Origin of the sequence: Streptococcus sp. 1621 (assembly GCF_013276615.1) — a bacterium.
Lineage (GTDB): Bacteria > Bacillota > Bacilli > Lactobacillales > Streptococcaceae > Streptococcus.
The window spans coordinates 81,910-98,162 of the sequence record NZ_VMLJ01000005.1; the positions used below are offsets into that span (position 1 = coordinate 81,910).

A 16,253-nucleotide genomic window follows, 5' to 3' on the forward strand; every position below is an offset into this window, starting at 1 on the left:
CATATACCTACGGCAAGGCGACGTTGACGCGGTTTGAATTTAATTTTCGAAGAGTATAAGAAAAAATCAGTCCCCTAAAGGAGCAGATTATGAAGTTATTGTCTATCGCCATCCCTAGCTATAATGCCGCAGCCTATCTTCATTACTGTGTGGAGTCGCTAGTGATTGGTGGTGAGCAAGTTGAGATTTTGATTATCAATGACGGATCTCAGGACCAGACTCAGGAAATAGCTGAGCGTTTAGCCAGCAAGTATCCTAGCATCGTTAGAGCCATCTATCAGGAAAACAAAGGCCATGGCGGTGCGGTCAATCGCGGCTTGGCGGAGGCTTCTGGGCGCTATTTTAAAGTAGTTGACAGTGATGACTGGGTGGATCCTCGTGCCTACTTGAAAATTCTTGAAACCTTGCAGGAACTTGAGAGCAAGGGTCAAGAGGTTGACGCCTTTGTGACCAATTTTGTCTATGAAAAAGAAGGTCAGTCTCGCAAGAAGAGTATGAGTTATGAGTCAGTCTTGCCTGTCCAGCAGATTTTTGGCTGGGATCAGGTCGGAAATTTCTCAAAAGGCCAGTATATCATGATGCATTCGCTGATTTATCGGACAGATTTGTTGCGAGCGAGCCAGTTCCAACTGCCTGAACATACTTTTTATGTCGATAATCTTTTTGTCTTTACCCCCCTTCAGCAGGTCAAGACCATGTACTATCTGCCTGTCGATTTCTATCGTTATTTGATTGGGCGTGAGGACCAGTCTGTCAATGAGCAAGTGATGATTAAGCGCATTGACCAGCAACTGAAAGTCAATCGACTCTTGGTAGACCAGCTTGATTTATCCAAAGTGAGCCACCCCAAAATGCGAGAATATTTGCTGAATCATATTGAGATTACGACGGTGATTTCCAGTGCCCTGCTCAACCGAGCTGGAACAGCGGAACATCTGGCAAAAAAACGGGAGCTGTGGACCTATATTCAGCGGGAAAATCCAGAGGTTTTTCATGCTATCCGCAAGACCATGTTGAGTCGTTTGACCAAACATTCAGTCTTGCCAGCTCGCAAACTTTCCAATGTTGTCTATCAAATCACCAAATCTGTTTATGGATTTAATTGATATAAGTATTTTATAAGAGGGATTTAAGAAAAATTTTAACTTTTTCTTAGTCCTTTTTAATTTTAGGAGATTATACTAGAGTCATCAAATAAAGAAAAACTCTAAGGAGAATCCTATGAAATTCAATCCAAATCAAAGATATACTCGTTGGTCTATTCGCCGTCTTAGTGTCGGTGTTGCCTCAGTTGTTGTGGCCAGTGGCTTTTTTGTCCTAGTTGGTCAACCAAGTTCTGTACGTGCCGATGGGCTCAATCCAACCCCTGCTCAAGTCTTACCTGAAGGGGAATCGGTAACGAAAGAGGGTGACTTAGCAGAAACTCAGGGAGACACCGTTCTTGCTCAAGCGAAACCTGAGGCCGTTACTGGAAATACAAACTCACTTTCTACACCTACAGAAGGAACTGAAGTGAGCGAGGAAACAAGCCCTTCTCGTCTGGATACACTTTTTGAAAAAGGTGAAGAAGCTCAAGAAAATCCAGAGCTAACAGATGTCTTAAAAGACGCTGTAGATACAGCTGATGTGGATGGGACACAAGCAACTCCAGAAGATATTAAAAAAGCTGTCGATGAGGATGTTAAAGACAGTATCGATGTCCCAGCGGGCTACCTAGAACAAGCCAAAGCTTCCGGTCCTTTCTTGGCTGGTGTAAACAAACCGCTTAAATATGAACTTTTCGCAGGCGATGGTATGTTGACTCGTCTCTTGCTCAAAGCATCTGACAAGGCTCCATGGTCAGATAATGGTAAGGATAAAAATGAAAAAATTCCACCAGTGAAAAATTTACCTGATGGCAAGTATTACTATCAAGTATCTTTGAATGGTAACACTACAGGTAAGCAAGATCAGGATTTGTTAGATACACTTCGTACTAATGGTACAAATACCTATGAAGCTACCCTGACTGTCTATGAAGCAGCCGGTGATAAACCAAATTTGAATAAGGTTGTCAAGGAACGTAAAGTCAATATTACCTTGAACGGTCTTGTAACAAGAAGCGATGTTAACTCTGCAGTTGAAAACAACGTTAAAGACAGTATCGATGTTCCAGCAGCTTATCTTGAAAAAGCTGAAGGAAAAGGTCCTTTCACTGCCGGTGTAAATCAAGTAATTCCTTATGAATTCTTCGCTGGTGATGGTATGTTGACTCGTCTCTTGCTCAAAGCATCTGACAAGGCTCCATGGTCAGATAATGGTACAGCTAAAAATCCTGCTTTATCTCCATTAGGAGAAAATGTGAAAACAAAAGGTCAATACTTCTATGAAGTAGACTTAAATGGCAATACTGTTGGTAAACAAGGTCAAGATTTAATTGATCAGCTTCGTGCTAATGGTACTCAAACTTATAAAGCTACTGTTAAAGTTTACGGAAATAAAGACGGTAAAGCTGACTTGACTAATCTAGTTGCTACTAAAAATGTAGACATCAACATCAATGGATTAGTTGCTAAAGAAACTGTCGAAAAAGCTGTTAAAGATAACGTTAAAGACAGTATCGATGTTCCTGCTGCTTATCTTGAAAAAGCTGAAGGAAAAGGTCCATTCACTGCCGGTGTAAACCAAGTAATTCCTTATGAACTCTTCGCAGGTGATGGTATGTTGACTCGTCTCTTGCTCAAAGCTTCTGATAAGGCTCCATGGTCTGATAATGGTGTAGCTAAAAATCCTGCTTTATCTCCATTAGGAGAAAATGTGAAAACAAAAGGTCAATATTTCTATGAAGTAGACTTAAATGGCAATACTGTTGGTAAACAAGGTCAAGATTTAATTGATCAGCTTCGTGCTAATGGTACTCAAACTTATAAAGCTACTGTTAAAGTTTACGGTAACAAAGATGGTAAAGCAGATTTGACAAATGTCGTAGCAACTAAACAAGTTACTATTAAGATAAATGTTAAAGAAACATCAGGCACAGCAAATGGTTCATTCTCACCTTCTAACTCTGGTTCTGGCGTGACTCCGATGAATCACAGTCATGCTACAGGTGCGACTCATCAAACAGCTGCTGACCATAAGGACATGATGGCACCAGCCAAAGAGACTGATAAAGCAATGCCAGCAAATGACCAAATGGAAAAATCAGGTATGAAGACTGAGACTCCAGCTCCAGGTACTACAGATAGCATGCCTGCTGACACCATGACAAGCTCTACCAATACGATGGCAGGTGAAAACATGGCTGCTTCTGCCAATAAGATGGCTGATACGATGATGTCAGACAAGATGATGTCAGATGATAAAGCTATGCTACCAAATACTGGTGAAGCTCAAACATCAATGGCAAGTATTGGTTTCCTTGGGCTTGCACTCGCAGGTTTACTCGGTGGTCTAGGTTTGAAAAACAAAAAAGAAGAAAACTAATCAGCTAAGGAAATAAATGATGGATAGTGGGCTGACTAAGGCTAGTTTACCAACTCAATCAGCTATCAGGACTTTCTTTCAATAGCAGATTAAAATCATCGTAAAACAATAAAAATAGTGTTATACTTAAAGCAGTATAGCACTGTTTTTATCAAAGGAGAGACAGATGGGAAAGACAATTTTACTCGTTGACGACGAGGTAGAAATCACCGATATTCATCAGAGATACTTAATTCAGGCAGGTTATCAGGTCTTGGTAGCCCATGATGGACTGGAAGCGCTAGAGCTGTTCAAGAAAAAACCGATTGATTTGATTATCACAGATGTCATGATGCCTCGGATGGATGGTTATGATTTAATCGGTGAGGTTCAATACTTATCACCAGAGCAGCCTTTCCTATTTATTACTGCTAAGACCAGTGAACAGGACAAGATTTACGGTCTGAGCTTGGGAGCAGATGATTTTATTGCTAAGCCCTTTAGCCCTCGTGAGCTGGTTTTGCGGGTTAACAATATTTTGCGCCGCCTTCATCGTGGGGGCGAAACAGAGCTGATTTCCCTTGGCAATCTGAAAATGAATCATAGTAGTCATGAAGTTCAAATAGGAGAAGAAATGCTGGATTTGACTGTTAAATCATTTGAATTGCTGTGGATTTTAGCTAGCAATCCAGAGAGAGTTTTCTCCAAGACAGACCTCTATGAAAAGGTCTGGCAAGAAGACTATGTGGATGATACCAATACCTTGAATGTGCATATCCATGCTCTTCGACAGGAGTTGGCAAAATATAGTAGTGACCAAACGCCCACTATTAAGACAGTTTGGGGCTTGGGATATAAGATAGAGAAACCGAGAGGACAAACATGAAACTAAAAAGTTATATTTTGGTTGGATATATTATTTCAACCCTCTTAACCATTTTGGTTGTTTTTTGGGCTGTTCAAAAAATGCTGATTGAGAAAGGTGAGATTTATTTTTTGCTTGGAATGACCATCGTTGCCAGCCTTGTCGGTGCTGGGATTAGTCTCTTTCTCCTATCGCCTGTATTTACGTCGTTGGGCAAACTCAAGGAACATGCCAAGCGGGTAGCGGACAAGGATTTTCCATCAAATCTGGAGGTTCAAGGACCTGTAGAATTTCAGCAATTAGGCCAAGCTTTCAATGAAATGTCCCATGATTTGCAGGCAACCTTTGATTCCTTGGAAGAAAGCGAACGAGAAAAGGGCTTGATGATTGCCCAGCTATCGCATGATATCAAGACTCCCATTACTTCGATTCAAGCGACAGTAGAAGGGATTTTGGATGGGGTTATCAAGGAAGGAGAACAGGAGCATTATCTAGCAACCATTGGGCGTCAGACGGAAAGGCTCAATAAACTGGTTGAAGAGTTGAATTTTTTGACTCTAAATACAGCTAGAAATCAGGTGGAAACTACTAGCAAAGACAGCATTTTTCTGGATCAGCTCTTGATTGAGTGCATGAGTGAGTTTCAGTTCTTGATTGAGCAGGAGGAGCGAGATGTCCATTTGCAGGTAATCCCAGAGTCTGCCCGGATTGAGGGAGATTATGCCAAACTTTCTCGTATCTTGGTGAATCTGGTCAATAACGCTTTTAAATACTCAGCACCAGGAACCAAACTGGAAGTGGTGGCTAAGCTGGAGAAGAACCAGCTTTCAATCAGTGTGACCGATGAAGGACAGGGGATTGCCCCAGAGGACTTGGAGAATATTTTCAAACGCCTTTATCGTGTCGAAACTTCACGTAACATGAAGACAGGTGGGCATGGCTTAGGGCTTGCGATTGCGCGTGAATTGGCTCATCAATTGGGTGGGGAAATCACAGTCAGCAGTCAGTACGGCCTCGGAAGCACCTTTACCCTCCTTCTTAACCTCTCTGGCAATGAAAATAAAGCTTAAAACCCCTTTACAAATCTAGCCATTCATGGTAGAATGGATTTTGTGCGAAATATCAGCAGGAAAGCATGAAGCTCGTCAACAGGTGTCTTATGATAAGTAACCTTGGCTGTTTAGGCGAAGGGCATCTGCACGAATCAGGGCTTTCTAAGTGACTATTTCCACCGAAATATTATTTATATCAGGAGGACATTTACATGTCACGTTATACAGGACCATCTTGGAAACAAGCTCGTCGCCTTGGCCTTTCACTTACAGGTACAGGTAAAGAATTGGCACGTCGTAACTACGTACCAGGACAACACGGACCAAACAACCGTTCTAAATTGTCAGAATACGGTTTGCAATTGGCTGAAAAACAAAAACTTCGTTTCACTTACGGTGTAGGTGAAAAACAATTCCGTAACTTGTTCGTACAAGCTACAAAAATCAAAGGCGGAATCCTAGGTTTCAACTTCATGCTTCTTTTGGAACGTCGTTTGGATAACGTTGTTTACCGTCTTGGTCTTGCGACTACTCGTCGTCAAGCTCGTCAATTCGTAAACCACGGTCACATCCTTGTTGACGGAAAACGTGTTGATATCCCATCATACCGCGTAACTCCAGGTCAAGTGATCTCAGTTCGTGAAAAATCATTGAAAGTTCCAGCTATCCTTGAAGCAGTAGAAGCTACTCTTGGACGTCCAGCATTCGTATCATTCGATGCTGAAAAATTGGAAGGTTCATTGACTCGCTTGCCAGAACGCGACGAAATCAACCCAGAAATCAACGAAGCACTTGTCGTTGAATTCTACAACAAAATGCTTTAAGATAAGACTTTATATTGTAAGAAGCCTACAACAGTGGGCTTTTTGCTTTGTCTTAAAACGTTGATTTCTGGGTTTGTATAGAGATTTGTTAGTAAGGTTATTTGTGTATCTAAGTCTATCTATTCCAATAATTAAGTGATGTTGATGATATAAATCTGGTATGATATAATGTTTTGGCCCCCTCAATTTAATGAAGGGAGGTGTTACATATGTTAGAAACTTTACTCACAGTGTTTCTAGCTCCGTTACTTATTAACGTGTTATCTGAGCTTTTCAAGTTATGGCTTAAGAAACGTAAGAAGTAATGGTTAACCCTTTAAGAGGGTAGCAAAAAACCCCATCGGTGGCACGGTGGGGCTTTTTAGTTACATATGCTGTAACTTTACTCACATTGTAAGTTCATTCTAACATATAACACCCAATATTTCAAGTTTTTATTTTTATATTTCCTCAGAGTGTGTTTGTGGTTTGAGTCCATTTTACTGAAATTAGAACCCGTGTTACCAATTTCCATTTTGCATATCAGGTATAATATAGGTAAACAATGATGACATTGGTTAAGTAGAGTCCTAAAATTACCTGAATCAAATCAGTTTTACAAAAAAGATTGTAGGACGAGTAGAGTTTGAATTGAAATATAAGATAATTAACAAAAAGAAAAAACGCTGATCAAGCGTTTTTCTTCTGTATTGATTCGTATTGAATGCTTACTTCACTTCTGTAAACACAACGTGTTTGCGAAGTTTTGGTGAGTATTTCTTCAATTGAAGACGGTCTGGAGTATTACGTTTGTTTTTAGAAGTAAGGTACAAGCGTTCACCAGATTCTTTGTGTTCAAGTGTAATATTTACGCGCATGGTATCTCCCTTCTATTATTCAGCTGATGCAGCTTTAGCGATTTTACGTCCTTTGTAGTATCCTTTAAGTGATACACGGTGAGAACGTGAGTAATCTCCAGTAGTTTCGTCAAAGTTTACAGATGGAGCTGTTACTTTGTAGTGTGTACGACGTTTGTTTTTCTTCGCTTTTGAAGTGCGACGTGCAGGTACTGCCATTTTGATTTCTCCTTTAGGTATTTATATTCGATTCAATCTACTGATTTTCATCAACCATACTAGGATAACACATTTTTTTTGTAAAGTAAAGTTACTTGACAAAAAAAGATGAAAAAATTCTCCTGTCTGACAAGTCGGACAGGAGAAGATGTTAAATATCAATCTCAAATGGTTCGTCAATGGTTTCTGATACGTATTTTCCGTCTTTCTTCCGTTGCTTGACACACTCTGTGAGGAGATATTCGATTTGCCCATTGACTGAACGAAAGTCGTCTTCTGCCCATGATGCGAGTGCAGCGTATAACTTTGTTGAGAGTCGAAGGGGGATCTGCTTTTTTTTAGCTTCAGCCATCTTTAGTAAAGACTTCCTGTGTTGACAATTGGTTGTGCATCATGATTGCCACAAAGAACGACAAGGAGATTTGAAACCATGGCAGCTTTTCGTTCTTCGTCAAGTTCTACCAATTCCCCTTCATTGAGCCGTTCTAGTGCCATTTCAACCATTCCTACAGCACCATCTACAATCATCTTCCGTGCATCAATAATGGCAGATGCTTGTTGGCGTTGAAGCATAACGGCAGCAATTTCTGGAGCATAAGCTAGGTAAGTGATACGTGCTTCAAGGATTTCCAAGCCAGCATCCTCAACACGACTTTGGATTTCTTCACGAATACGGTTAGCAACAATTTCGCTAGAGCCACGGAGACTACCTTCATCTGCTTGCCCGTCACCCGTAGTATCCACATTAGGAGACACATCGTAAGGATAGATGCGGACAATATTACGGAGGGCGCTATCACATTGCAATGAAAGATATTCTTTGTAGTTATCAACGTTGAAGACTGCCTTAGCGGTATCGACAACTCTCCAAGTTACCGCGATACCGATTTCTACAGGGTTTCCTAAGCAATCATTGATTTTTTGACGAGAATTGCTCAAGGTCATGACTTTGAGGGAAATCTGTTTCTTGCCAATTTCAAGATTTACATCATTGCCATTTGATGATTTAGCTCCTAAAAAAGGAGATTTTGTGCTAACATCACCACTTTGTCCAAGTCGAGTGTGGTTTGCAGGGTTGACTGCTACGCTGAAGGGATTGACAAAGTAAAAGCCAGGTTCTTTGATGGTACCTGTATAGTTACCAAAGAGTGTCAGAACCAGAGCCTCCTGAGGTTTGACAACTTTTAAACCAGCATGAGTTAGCGCTGCAATTACGATTAGTAAAGGTCCGATAATAATTCCAAAAATGTTTTCCGAACCAACACCCATTATAAATATAAAGACACCAAGTACGAGCGTCAACTCAATGAGAATCAATGCGAATACACCATTTGGTTTTGAATTGATTAGTTTTTCAGTCATAAGAATGACCTCCCATTATTTGATATCTAAATAATATCGCTTTAATTTATAAATTCAAGAAAAAGTAGAAAAATAATCACTAAAAACTTTCAGCCCAATAATTTCTTTTAAAAGGTGAGATTATATTGTGCTCAAATACTCTTTTATTCTTATAACTTTTACACTATAATTGTAGTTAGAAAGGAAGAGAAATGTTTGATTATAGAGCACTAGTTATTTTGATGACTTTGATGGATCATTGTGAGCTATCATTATATGAATTATCTGTTAAGGGAGCTTACCTATAAAGGAAGTCAAAGAAGGAATAGATTATTTAGTGCCTTATCTAGCTAATAAAGGGATAGTGCTGGATAAAAAGCAAGGTCGCTATAGTTTATCAAATCGTACGAAGCAGTCTTTGACAGATATTATTAAGTCGGATGAATTGGTTTTACCAAAGTCGACTCGCTTAGCTTTGATCTATCTTTACACTTTTTGCCGATTAGATTTTATATCGAATAATCATTACCAAGACTTTTTGAAAGTAAGTAAGAATACAACCTTATCTGATATTCAATCATTAAGAAAGATTATGTTAGATAATGATTTGGAGCTAGGGTACAGTAGAGCAAAAGGTTATACTTTACACGGTTCAGAGTGGAATAAGCACCGTTTAGCTTTTCAAATGGTTAGTGAGTTGCTGGAATCCTCCATAGGAATTTGGGGTTTGGATTATGTTTTATCCAGTTGGGGGTATTCATTAACTTATGATTTGATAAATCAGGTAGTTAAAGATTATTATGAGAAGCTACAGCTAGTACCTATTGTTAATCAATTAAAAGTTTGCCTTTTCGGTTTAGTATTCATTCTGTGTAGGTATCAAAGGGATGTTGAAAGAGTAGGTCTTTCAGAGACATTAGTATCTCCTGTTATTCAAGATATAACCACTATTTTATTGGATACAGTGGTTGATTTGGGAATTATAGATACGGTGTTTTCTGAGGATGATTATCGCTATATCACCGTTTTATTATCAAGTTGCTTTGAAGGTGAAGTAGATGTTGCTCCGGTTTACTTTAATCAATTAACAGAGGCTATTATAAGTAGAATGGAAGATATTTCTTTGTTACATTTTAAACAAAGGGAAGGATTGAGAGAAAATCTTCGTCGCCATCTTATACCGGCTTACTATAGATTAAAGTTCGGTCTACCTAGTTCAAATGAATATGTGTTGCATGTTAAAGAACATTATCCTGATTTATTTGAACTAGTAAAAGATTCTTTGACTCCCTTGATGGACGCTATTGACAAGCCCATACCTGATAGTGAAACAGCATATTTTGTTATCCATTTCGGAGGTTATTTAAAGAAAGCAGATACTTTGCCTCAAAAATGGTATAAAGCAGCAATCATTTGTCCTAATGGTGTTAGTTCTTCATTGATGTTAAAAGAGAATCTATTAGCATTATTTCCTCAAATTGAGTTCATAGGAACCTCAAAGATTGATGATTTACAGGCGAAAACTAGTAGTGACTATGATATGGTTTTTTCTACCATAAAGGTGGAGACAGAAAAGCCAAATTATCTAGTTTCGGTTATGATGACTGAAGAGCAAGCAATACAACTAGTAGAACTAGTGTTAAAAGATTTTCCGAATTTAGAGTATGGGGATTTTGAGATTGAACAAATCCTGAATATTGTCAAAAGATATGGAATTATTACACAAGAATTGGAATTAAGATTGGCGTTAAAGAATTATCTTTATCAAAAAAATGATAGAAAGGAAATTGTACCAGTGCTAGAACAACTTATTACCAAAGAAACCTATCAGGTGAGTTCGCAAAAATTAGGATGGAAGGAGGCGATTCGTTTAGCAGCTAAACCGCTTTTGGATCAAGATAAGATAACTGAGAACTACCCTGAGGCAATGATTCAAAAAGTAGAAGAGTTTGGACCTTTTATTAATTTAGGGAAGGGAGTAGCAATTCCTCACGCTCGGCCAGATGAAGGTGTGAATGAAATAGGAATGTCAATGTTAGTTTTGGAAGAACCGATTTATTTATTGGATAATCCAGAACAAGAGGTAAGATTGTTGATTTGTATTGCAGCCATTGATAATGAAAGTCATTTAAAGGCTTTGTCACATTTAACAACAATTTTAAGAGATAAAAATCATGTTCAAACTTTAATATCATCAAAAAACTATGATGACATTGAAATGATAATTAAACAGGAGGATTAAATAATGTTAAAAATTGGTACAGCTTGTGGTTCAGGATTAGGTTCAAGTTTTATGGTACAGATGAATATTGAATCTGTATTGAGTGATTTGAATGTTTCAGATGTAGAAGTTGAACACTATGATTTAGGTGGAGCAGATCCAAATGCTGCTGATATTTGGATTGTTGGTCGTGATCTAGCTGATTCAGCTAGTCATCTTGGAGATGTTCGTATCTTAAATAGTATTATTGATATGGATGAACTACGAGAATTAATTACTAAACTTTGTGAAGAAAAAGGACTTATATAGGAGGCTAGCGTCATGATGAAGTTCATATTGGATATTGTTAGTACACCAGCTATTTTAGTAGCTTTAATTGCAATCTTAGGATTAGTTCTTCAGAAGAAGAAATTACCTGATATTATTAAAGGTGGAATTAAGACCTTTGTTGGTTTCTTAGTTGTATCTGGTGGTGCAGGAATTGTACAAAATTCTTTAAATCCATTTGGTACCATGTTTGAGCATGCTTTTCATTTATCTGGCGTTGTGCCGAATAATGAAGCAATTGTAGCTGTAGCTTTAACAACATATGGCTCAGCTACTGCAATGATTATGTTTGCAGGTATGGTATTCAATATCTTAATTGCTCGTTTTACTCGATTCAAATATATCTTTTTAACAGGGCACCACACTCTATATATGGCGTGTATGATTGCAGTCATTTTATCAGTTGCTGGCTTTACAAGTTTGCCTCTTATCTTACTAGGAGGATTAGCACTCGGTATTATTATGAGTATTTCCCCAGCATTTGTGCAAAAATATATGGTTCAATTAACTGGAAATGACAAGGTGGCTTTAGGTCATTTCAGTTCTTTGGGATATTGGTTGAGTGGTTTTACTGGTAGCCTTATCGGTGACAAATCAAAATCAACAGAGGACATTAAATTTCCAAAGAGTCTAGCTTTTTTACGTGATAGTACTGTTAGTATTACTTTATCCATGGCAGTTATTTATATTATTGTAGCTATCTTTGCAGGGTCAGAATATATAGAAAAAGAAATCAGTAGTGGTACAAGTGGTCTAGTTTATGCTTTACAATTAGCAGGTCAATTTGCAGCAGGTGTATTTGTTATTTTAGCAGGTGTTCGCCTTATTTTGGGTGAAATTGTTCCAGCCTTTAAAGGTATTTCAGAGCGTCTTGTACCTAATTCAAAACCTGCTTTGGATTGTCCGATTGTTTATACTTATGCACCCAATGCAGTTCTAATTGGATTTATCTCTAGTTTTGTTGGTGGTTTAGTAAGTATGGCAATTATGATTGCTTCAGGAACGGTTGTTATCTTACCAGGCGTTGTGCCTCATTTCTTCTGTGGAGCGACTGCAGGTGTTATTGGGAATGCATCTGGTGGTGTTCGTGGAGCCACTATTGGAGCATTTTTACAAGGTATTTTAATCAGTTTTCTTCCAGTCTTTTTAATGCCAGTTTTGGGAGGACTTGGTTTCCAAGGATCAACTTTCTCAGATGCAGATTTTGGTCTATCAGGAATTATTTTAGGAATGTTAAATCAATTTGGCTCACAAGCAGGCATTGTGATTGGTCTTGTTCTTATTTTAGCAGTTATGTTTGGAGTATCCTTTATTAAAAAGCCATCTGTAAAGGAGGAATAAGGGATGATTTTAAGTAAAAATAGAGAAGATGAGTTAAGAAAATTTGCGACTAACATCCGATTAAATACTCTTGAAACCTTGAATCATCTTGGATTTGGTCATTATGGAGGGAGCCTGTCTATCGTAGAAGTTCTAGCAGTGCTTTATGGTGAAATAATGCCAATGACTCCAGAAATATTTGCATCGCGAGATAGAGATTATTTCATATTATCAAAAGGTCACGGAGGACCAGCTCTATACAGTACACTCTATTTGAATGGTTTCTTTGACAAAGAATTCTTATATTCTTTAAATACAAATGGAACCAAATTACCGTCTCATCCTGATAGAAATCTAACGCCAGGCATAGATATGACAACGGGCTCTTTAGGACAAGGAATTAGTGTTGCAACCGGACTTGCATATGGTCAGAGAATAAGAAAAAGTCCCTTTTATACCTATGCTATTGTTGGAGATGGTGAGTTAAATGAGGGACAATGTTGGGAGGCTATACAGTTTGCTTCTCATCAACAGTTATCTAATTTAATTGTATTTGTAGACGATAACAAAAAACAATTAGATGGTTTTACAAAGGATATTTGTAATCCAGGTGATTTTGTAGAAAAATTCTCATCATTTGGATTTGAATCCATTAGGGTCAATGGTTCAGATATTAGAGAAATTTATGAAGGGATTATCCAATTAAAACAGTCAAATAATTCATCCCCTAAGTGTATTGTATTAGACACTATTAAAGGTCAAGGAGTTCGAGAGCTGGAAGAAATGAAATCCAATCATCATCTTCGCCCTACTGTAGAGGAGAAACAAATGTTAACTTCAGTTGTAGAAAGATTAAGTCAGGAATTGGAGGAAACAGAATGATGAGAAGTACGAAAGAATTACGGCATGTATATAGAGACTTCCTTTTAGAGGCTAATCAAAGTTATTCTGATATAGTAGTCTTAGAAGCCGATTTGTCAAGTTCGATGGCTACTAATAATCTTGAAAAGGACTTCGGAGACCGTTATGTGAATGTTGGGATTATGGAAGCAGAAATGGTCGGGCTTGCAGCAGGTTTATCTATTCAGGGGTTTAGACCCTATCTTCATACATTTGGTCCTTTTGCTTCACGAAGAGTATTTGATCAATTATTTATTTCTCTTGGATACGCACAATTGGATGCCACTGTGATTGGATCAGATGCAGGAGTAACTGCAGAAATGAATGGTGGTACACATATGCCATTTGAAGAAATTGGATTGTTACGTTTAATTCCTAAATCGATCATTTTTGAAGCAACTGATGATATCCAATTTCGTGAAATATTGAACCAGACATTAGACTTAAAAGGACTGAAATATATTCGAACAATTAGAAAAGCTCCAGAGGCTGTATATCAAGGTGGAGAAGATTTTTCTAAAGGCTACATTGAGTTAAGACATGGTGAAGATGTTGTAATCGTTGCTTCTGGTATAATGGTTGCTCCAAGTATTCGAGTTGCAGATGAACTGTCTAAATTAGGTTATTCAGTAGGTGTGATAGATTTATTTAGAATCAAACCGATACCAGAACAGATAAAAACAATGTTAAGTGGAAAAACTATATTTACTGTAGAAAACCACAATCAGATAGGTGGAATTGGCAGTGCTTTATGTGAATTATTCTCTGATGATGGAATAACAAAAATTCATCGGATGGGTGTTCAAGAAAGATTCGGTCAAGTAGGGAAAATGGATTATCTTCTTAATGAATATGGTTTGAGTGAATCGAATATAAAAGAGAAGGTTCTAGAAATTTATAATGCAAGATAGATGTTAAATACACTGTTCTGAAAGAATTTTTGTAACAATTACAGTACGTTATTTAAAGAAAGCGGATTAAAAAGCATATTCTGGTCATCAGAAAGTGCACTAATCCGCTTTGTTGTTTTTAGTTTTAAATATTTCATATGTATATAGAATTTTCTGAAAATTCAAGAATTTTCTTCTGTTCATTGCTTTTAAAATGTGCTATAATAGTAAAAACTGAAATGGGAGGGAACAAATGACTGAATTAGATAAACGTCACCGCAGTAGCATTTATGACAGTATGGTAAAATCACCAAACCGTGCTATGCTTCGTGCGACTGGTATGACAGATAAGGACTTTGAAACACCGATTGTGGGAGTGATTTCGACTTGGGCGGAAAATACACCATGTAACATTCACTTGCATGATTTCGGGAAACTGGCTAAAGAAGGTGTCAAATCTGCAGGCGCTTGGCCTGTGCAGTTTGGGACAATTACCGTAGCGGACGGGATTGCCATGGGAACGCCTGGTATGCGTTTCTCTTTGACATCTCGTGATATTATTGCGGATTCCATTGAGGCGGCTATGGGTGGTCATAACGTCGATGCCTTTGTTGCTATCGGTGGCTGTGACAAGAACATGCCTGGTTCTATGATTGCCATTGCTAATATGGATATCCCAGCTATTTTCGCTTATGGTGGAACTATTGCACCGGGAAATCTTGATGGCAAAGACATTGACTTGGTTTCTGTTTTTGAGGGTATCGGAAAATGGAACCACGGTGATATGACAGCTGAGGACGTAAAACGTCTTGAATGTAATGCCTGCCCTGGCCCTGGTGGCTGTGGTGGTATGTATACTGCTAATACCATGGCGACTGCTATCGAAGTTTTGGGTATGAGTTTGCCAGGTTCTTCATCTCACCCAGCTGAATCAGCTGATAAGAAAGAAGACATCGAAGCAGCAGGACGTGCTGTTGTTAAGATGTTGGAACTTGGTCTCAAACCATCAGACATCTTGACTCGTGAAGCCTTTGAAGATGCCATCACTGTGACTATGGCTCTCGGTGGTTCTACAAACGCCACTCTTCACTTGCTTGCCATTGCCCATGCTGCCAATGTTGACTTGTCACTTGAGGACTTCAATACGATCCAAGAGCGTGTGCCTCACTTGGCCGACTTGAAACCATCTGGTCAGTATGTCTTCCAAGACCTCTACGAAGTCGGTGGTGTGCCTGCGGTTATGAGATATCTCTTGGCAAATGGTTTCCTTCATGGAGATCGCATCACATGTACTGGTAAGACTGTAGCTGAAAACTTGGCTGACTTTGCAGACCTTACACCAGGTCAAAAAGTCATCATGCCACTTGAAAATCCAAAACGTGCAGATGGTCCACTTATCATCTTGAACGGAAACCTTGCCCCTGATGGTGCGGTTGCTAAAGTATCAGGTGTTAAAGTACGTCGTCACGTTGGGCCAGCTAAGGTCTTTGACTCAGAAGAAGATGCTATTCAGGCCGTTCTGACAGATGAAATCGTTGATGGCGATGTAGTTGTTGTTCGTTTCGTTGGACCTAAGGGTGGTCCTGGTATGCCTGAGATGCTGTCACTTTCATCAATGATCGTTGGTAAAGGTCAAGGAGACAAGGTTGCCCTCTTGACGGATGGTCGTTTCTCTGGTGGGACTTATGGTCTGGTTGTTGGACATATCGCTCCTGAAGCTCAGGATGGTGGACCGATTGCCTACCTTCGTACAGGCGATATCGTTACGGTTGACCAAGATACCAAAGAAATTTCCATGGCCGTATCTGAAGAAGAACTTGAAAAACGCAAGGCAGAAACAACCTTGCCACCGCTTTACAGTCGTGGTGTCCTCGGTAAATATGCCCATATCGTATCATCTGCTTCACGCGGAGCTGTGACAGACTTCTGGAATATGGACAAGTCAGGTAAAAAATAAACTCATACTCTTCGAAAATCTCTTCAAACCACGTCAATGTCGCCTTGCCGTAGGTAT

14 protein-coding genes and 1 pseudogene are annotated in these 16,253 nt (G+C 38.9%); 11 read left to right on the forward strand and 4 right to left on the reverse strand.

The features are described 5' to 3' along the window. The first annotated feature begins 89 nt into the window (after positions 1-89). The 5 genes from HT697_RS01235 (at position 90) to rpsD (ending at position 6,185) form a co-directional block, all read left to right on the forward strand. A complete protein-coding gene (locus tag HT697_RS01235) occupies positions 90-1,106 on the forward strand; it encodes a glycosyltransferase family 2 protein (protein WP_173219967.1) in 1,017 nt (338 codons plus the stop codon). A 115-nt stretch (positions 1,107-1,221) separates the two neighbouring features. Beyond that, positions 1,222-3,465 (forward strand): PavB family fibronectin-binding SSURE repeat adhesin, encoded by a 2,244-nt coding sequence (locus HT697_RS01240; RefSeq protein WP_173261809.1) that lies wholly within the window; start codon positions 1,222-1,224, stop codon positions 3,463-3,465. Between the two features lie 166 nt (positions 3,466-3,631). After that, positions 3,632-4,330, forward strand: coding sequence for a response regulator transcription factor (locus tag HT697_RS01245; protein WP_173219973.1), 699 nt, complete (start codon positions 3,632-3,634; stop codon positions 4,328-4,330). After that, positions 4,327-5,379 carry a HAMP domain-containing sensor histidine kinase gene (locus tag HT697_RS01250; RefSeq protein ID WP_173219975.1) on the forward strand — a complete coding sequence of 351 codons (1,053 nt, stop codon included), beginning with the start codon at positions 4,327-4,329 and terminating at the stop codon, positions 5,377-5,379. The genes HT697_RS01245 and HT697_RS01250 overlap by 4 nt, the downstream gene beginning before the upstream one ends. 194 nt (positions 5,380-5,573) lie before the next feature. Then, the gene (rpsD, locus tag HT697_RS01255; RefSeq protein ID WP_000092756.1) at positions 5,574-6,185 is read left to right on the forward strand and encodes a 30S ribosomal protein S4; all 612 of its coding nucleotides are present in this window, start codon (positions 5,574-5,576) and stop codon (positions 6,183-6,185) included. 707 nt (positions 6,186-6,892) lie between these two features. Here the strand turns inward: rpsD and rpmG are convergent. The 4 genes from rpmG to HT697_RS01275 form a co-directional block, all read right to left on the reverse strand. Next, entirely contained in the window at positions 6,893-7,042 is a 150-nt protein-coding gene (rpmG, locus tag HT697_RS01260) for a 50S ribosomal protein L33 (protein WP_001265622.1), read from the reverse strand. A gap of 15 nt (positions 7,043-7,057) precedes the next feature. After that, on the reverse strand, positions 7,058-7,240 hold the full coding sequence (gene rpmF, locus HT697_RS01265; protein ID WP_000290417.1) for a 50S ribosomal protein L32: 183 nt from the start codon (positions 7,238-7,240) through the stop codon (positions 7,058-7,060). A 151-nt stretch (positions 7,241-7,391) separates the two neighbouring features. Continuing rightward, a complete protein-coding gene (locus HT697_RS01270; protein WP_000796544.1) occupies positions 7,392-7,592 on the reverse strand; it encodes a PTS ascorbate transporter subunit IIC in 201 nt (66 codons plus the stop codon). Between the two features lie 2 nt (positions 7,593-7,594). Further along, the gene (locus tag HT697_RS01275; RefSeq protein ID WP_000136847.1) at positions 7,595-8,602 is read right to left on the reverse strand and encodes an SPFH domain-containing protein; all 1,008 of its coding nucleotides are present in this window, start codon (positions 8,600-8,602) and stop codon (positions 7,595-7,597) included. 191 nt (positions 8,603-8,793) lie between these two features. Here HT697_RS01275 and HT697_RS01280 point away from each other — a divergent pair. The 6 genes and pseudogenes from HT697_RS01280 (at position 8,794) to ilvD (ending at position 16,196) form a co-directional block, all read left to right on the forward strand. Further along, positions 8,794-10,823: pseudogene (locus HT697_RS01280) on the forward strand (BglG family transcription antiterminator). A 3-nt stretch (positions 10,824-10,826) separates the two neighbouring features. Next, positions 10,827-11,111, forward strand: a complete 285-nt coding sequence (locus HT697_RS01285; RefSeq protein ID WP_000912476.1) for a PTS sugar transporter subunit IIB — start codon at positions 10,827-10,829, stop codon at positions 11,109-11,111. Positions 11,112-11,123: 12 nt separating this feature from the next. Further along, positions 11,124-12,470, forward strand: coding sequence for a PTS ascorbate transporter subunit IIC (locus HT697_RS01290; protein WP_000975300.1), 1,347 nt, complete (start codon positions 11,124-11,126; stop codon positions 12,468-12,470). A 3-nt stretch (positions 12,471-12,473) separates the two neighbouring features. Beyond that, positions 12,474-13,331 (forward strand): transketolase, encoded by an 858-nt coding sequence (locus HT697_RS01295; protein WP_173261816.1) that lies wholly within the window; start codon positions 12,474-12,476, stop codon positions 13,329-13,331. Further along, positions 13,328-14,260: a transketolase family protein gene (locus HT697_RS01300; protein ID WP_173261819.1), complete on the forward strand. Its 933-nt coding sequence runs from the start codon at positions 13,328-13,330 to the stop codon at positions 14,258-14,260. Before HT697_RS01295 ends, HT697_RS01300 begins: the two co-directional genes overlap by 4 nt. Before the next feature lie 232 nt (positions 14,261-14,492). Continuing rightward, complete coding sequence (gene ilvD / locus HT697_RS01305; protein WP_000137346.1) at positions 14,493-16,196, forward strand: dihydroxy-acid dehydratase; 1,704 nt, start codon at positions 14,493-14,495, stop codon at positions 16,194-16,196. The last annotated feature ends 57 nt before the right edge of the window (positions 16,197-16,253 follow it).

Excerpts from the sequence above, each read along its gene's own strand:
- rpmG (WP_001265622.1), bottom strand. The coding sequence starts at position 7,042 with ATGCGCGTAAATATTACACTTGAACACAAAGAATCTGGTGAACGCTTG.
- HT697_RS01235 (WP_173219967.1), top strand. The coding sequence starts at position 90 with ATGAAGTTATTGTCTATCGCCATCCCTAGCTATAATGCCGCAGCCTAT.
- HT697_RS01270 (WP_000796544.1), bottom strand. The coding sequence starts at position 7,592 with ATGGCTGAAGCTAAAAAAAAGCAGATCCCCCTTCGACTCTCAACAAAG.
- HT697_RS01300 (WP_173261819.1), top strand. The coding sequence starts at position 13,328 with ATGATGAGAAGTACGAAAGAATTACGGCATGTATATAGAGACTTCCTT.
- HT697_RS01275 (WP_000136847.1), bottom strand. The coding sequence starts at position 8,602 with ATGACTGAAAAACTAATCAATTCAAAACCAAATGGTGTATTCGCATTG.
- HT697_RS01290 (WP_000975300.1), top strand. The coding sequence starts at position 11,124 with ATGATGAAGTTCATATTGGATATTGTTAGTACACCAGCTATTTTAGTA.
- HT697_RS01250 (WP_173219975.1), top strand. The coding sequence starts at position 4,327 with ATGAAACTAAAAAGTTATATTTTGGTTGGATATATTATTTCAACCCTC.
- rpmF (WP_000290417.1), bottom strand. The coding sequence starts at position 7,240 with ATGGCAGTACCTGCACGTCGCACTTCAAAAGCGAAGAAAAACAAACGT.
- HT697_RS01285 (WP_000912476.1), top strand. The coding sequence starts at position 10,827 with ATGTTAAAAATTGGTACAGCTTGTGGTTCAGGATTAGGTTCAAGTTTT.
- HT697_RS01245 (WP_173219973.1), top strand. The coding sequence starts at position 3,632 with ATGGGAAAGACAATTTTACTCGTTGACGACGAGGTAGAAATCACCGAT.
- HT697_RS01295 (WP_173261816.1), top strand. The coding sequence starts at position 12,474 with ATGATTTTAAGTAAAAATAGAGAAGATGAGTTAAGAAAATTTGCGACT.
- rpsD (WP_000092756.1), top strand. The coding sequence starts at position 5,574 with ATGTCACGTTATACAGGACCATCTTGGAAACAAGCTCGTCGCCTTGGC.
- HT697_RS01240 (WP_173261809.1), top strand. The coding sequence starts at position 1,222 with ATGAAATTCAATCCAAATCAAAGATATACTCGTTGGTCTATTCGCCGT.
- ilvD (WP_000137346.1), top strand. The coding sequence starts at position 14,493 with ATGACTGAATTAGATAAACGTCACCGCAGTAGCATTTATGACAGTATG.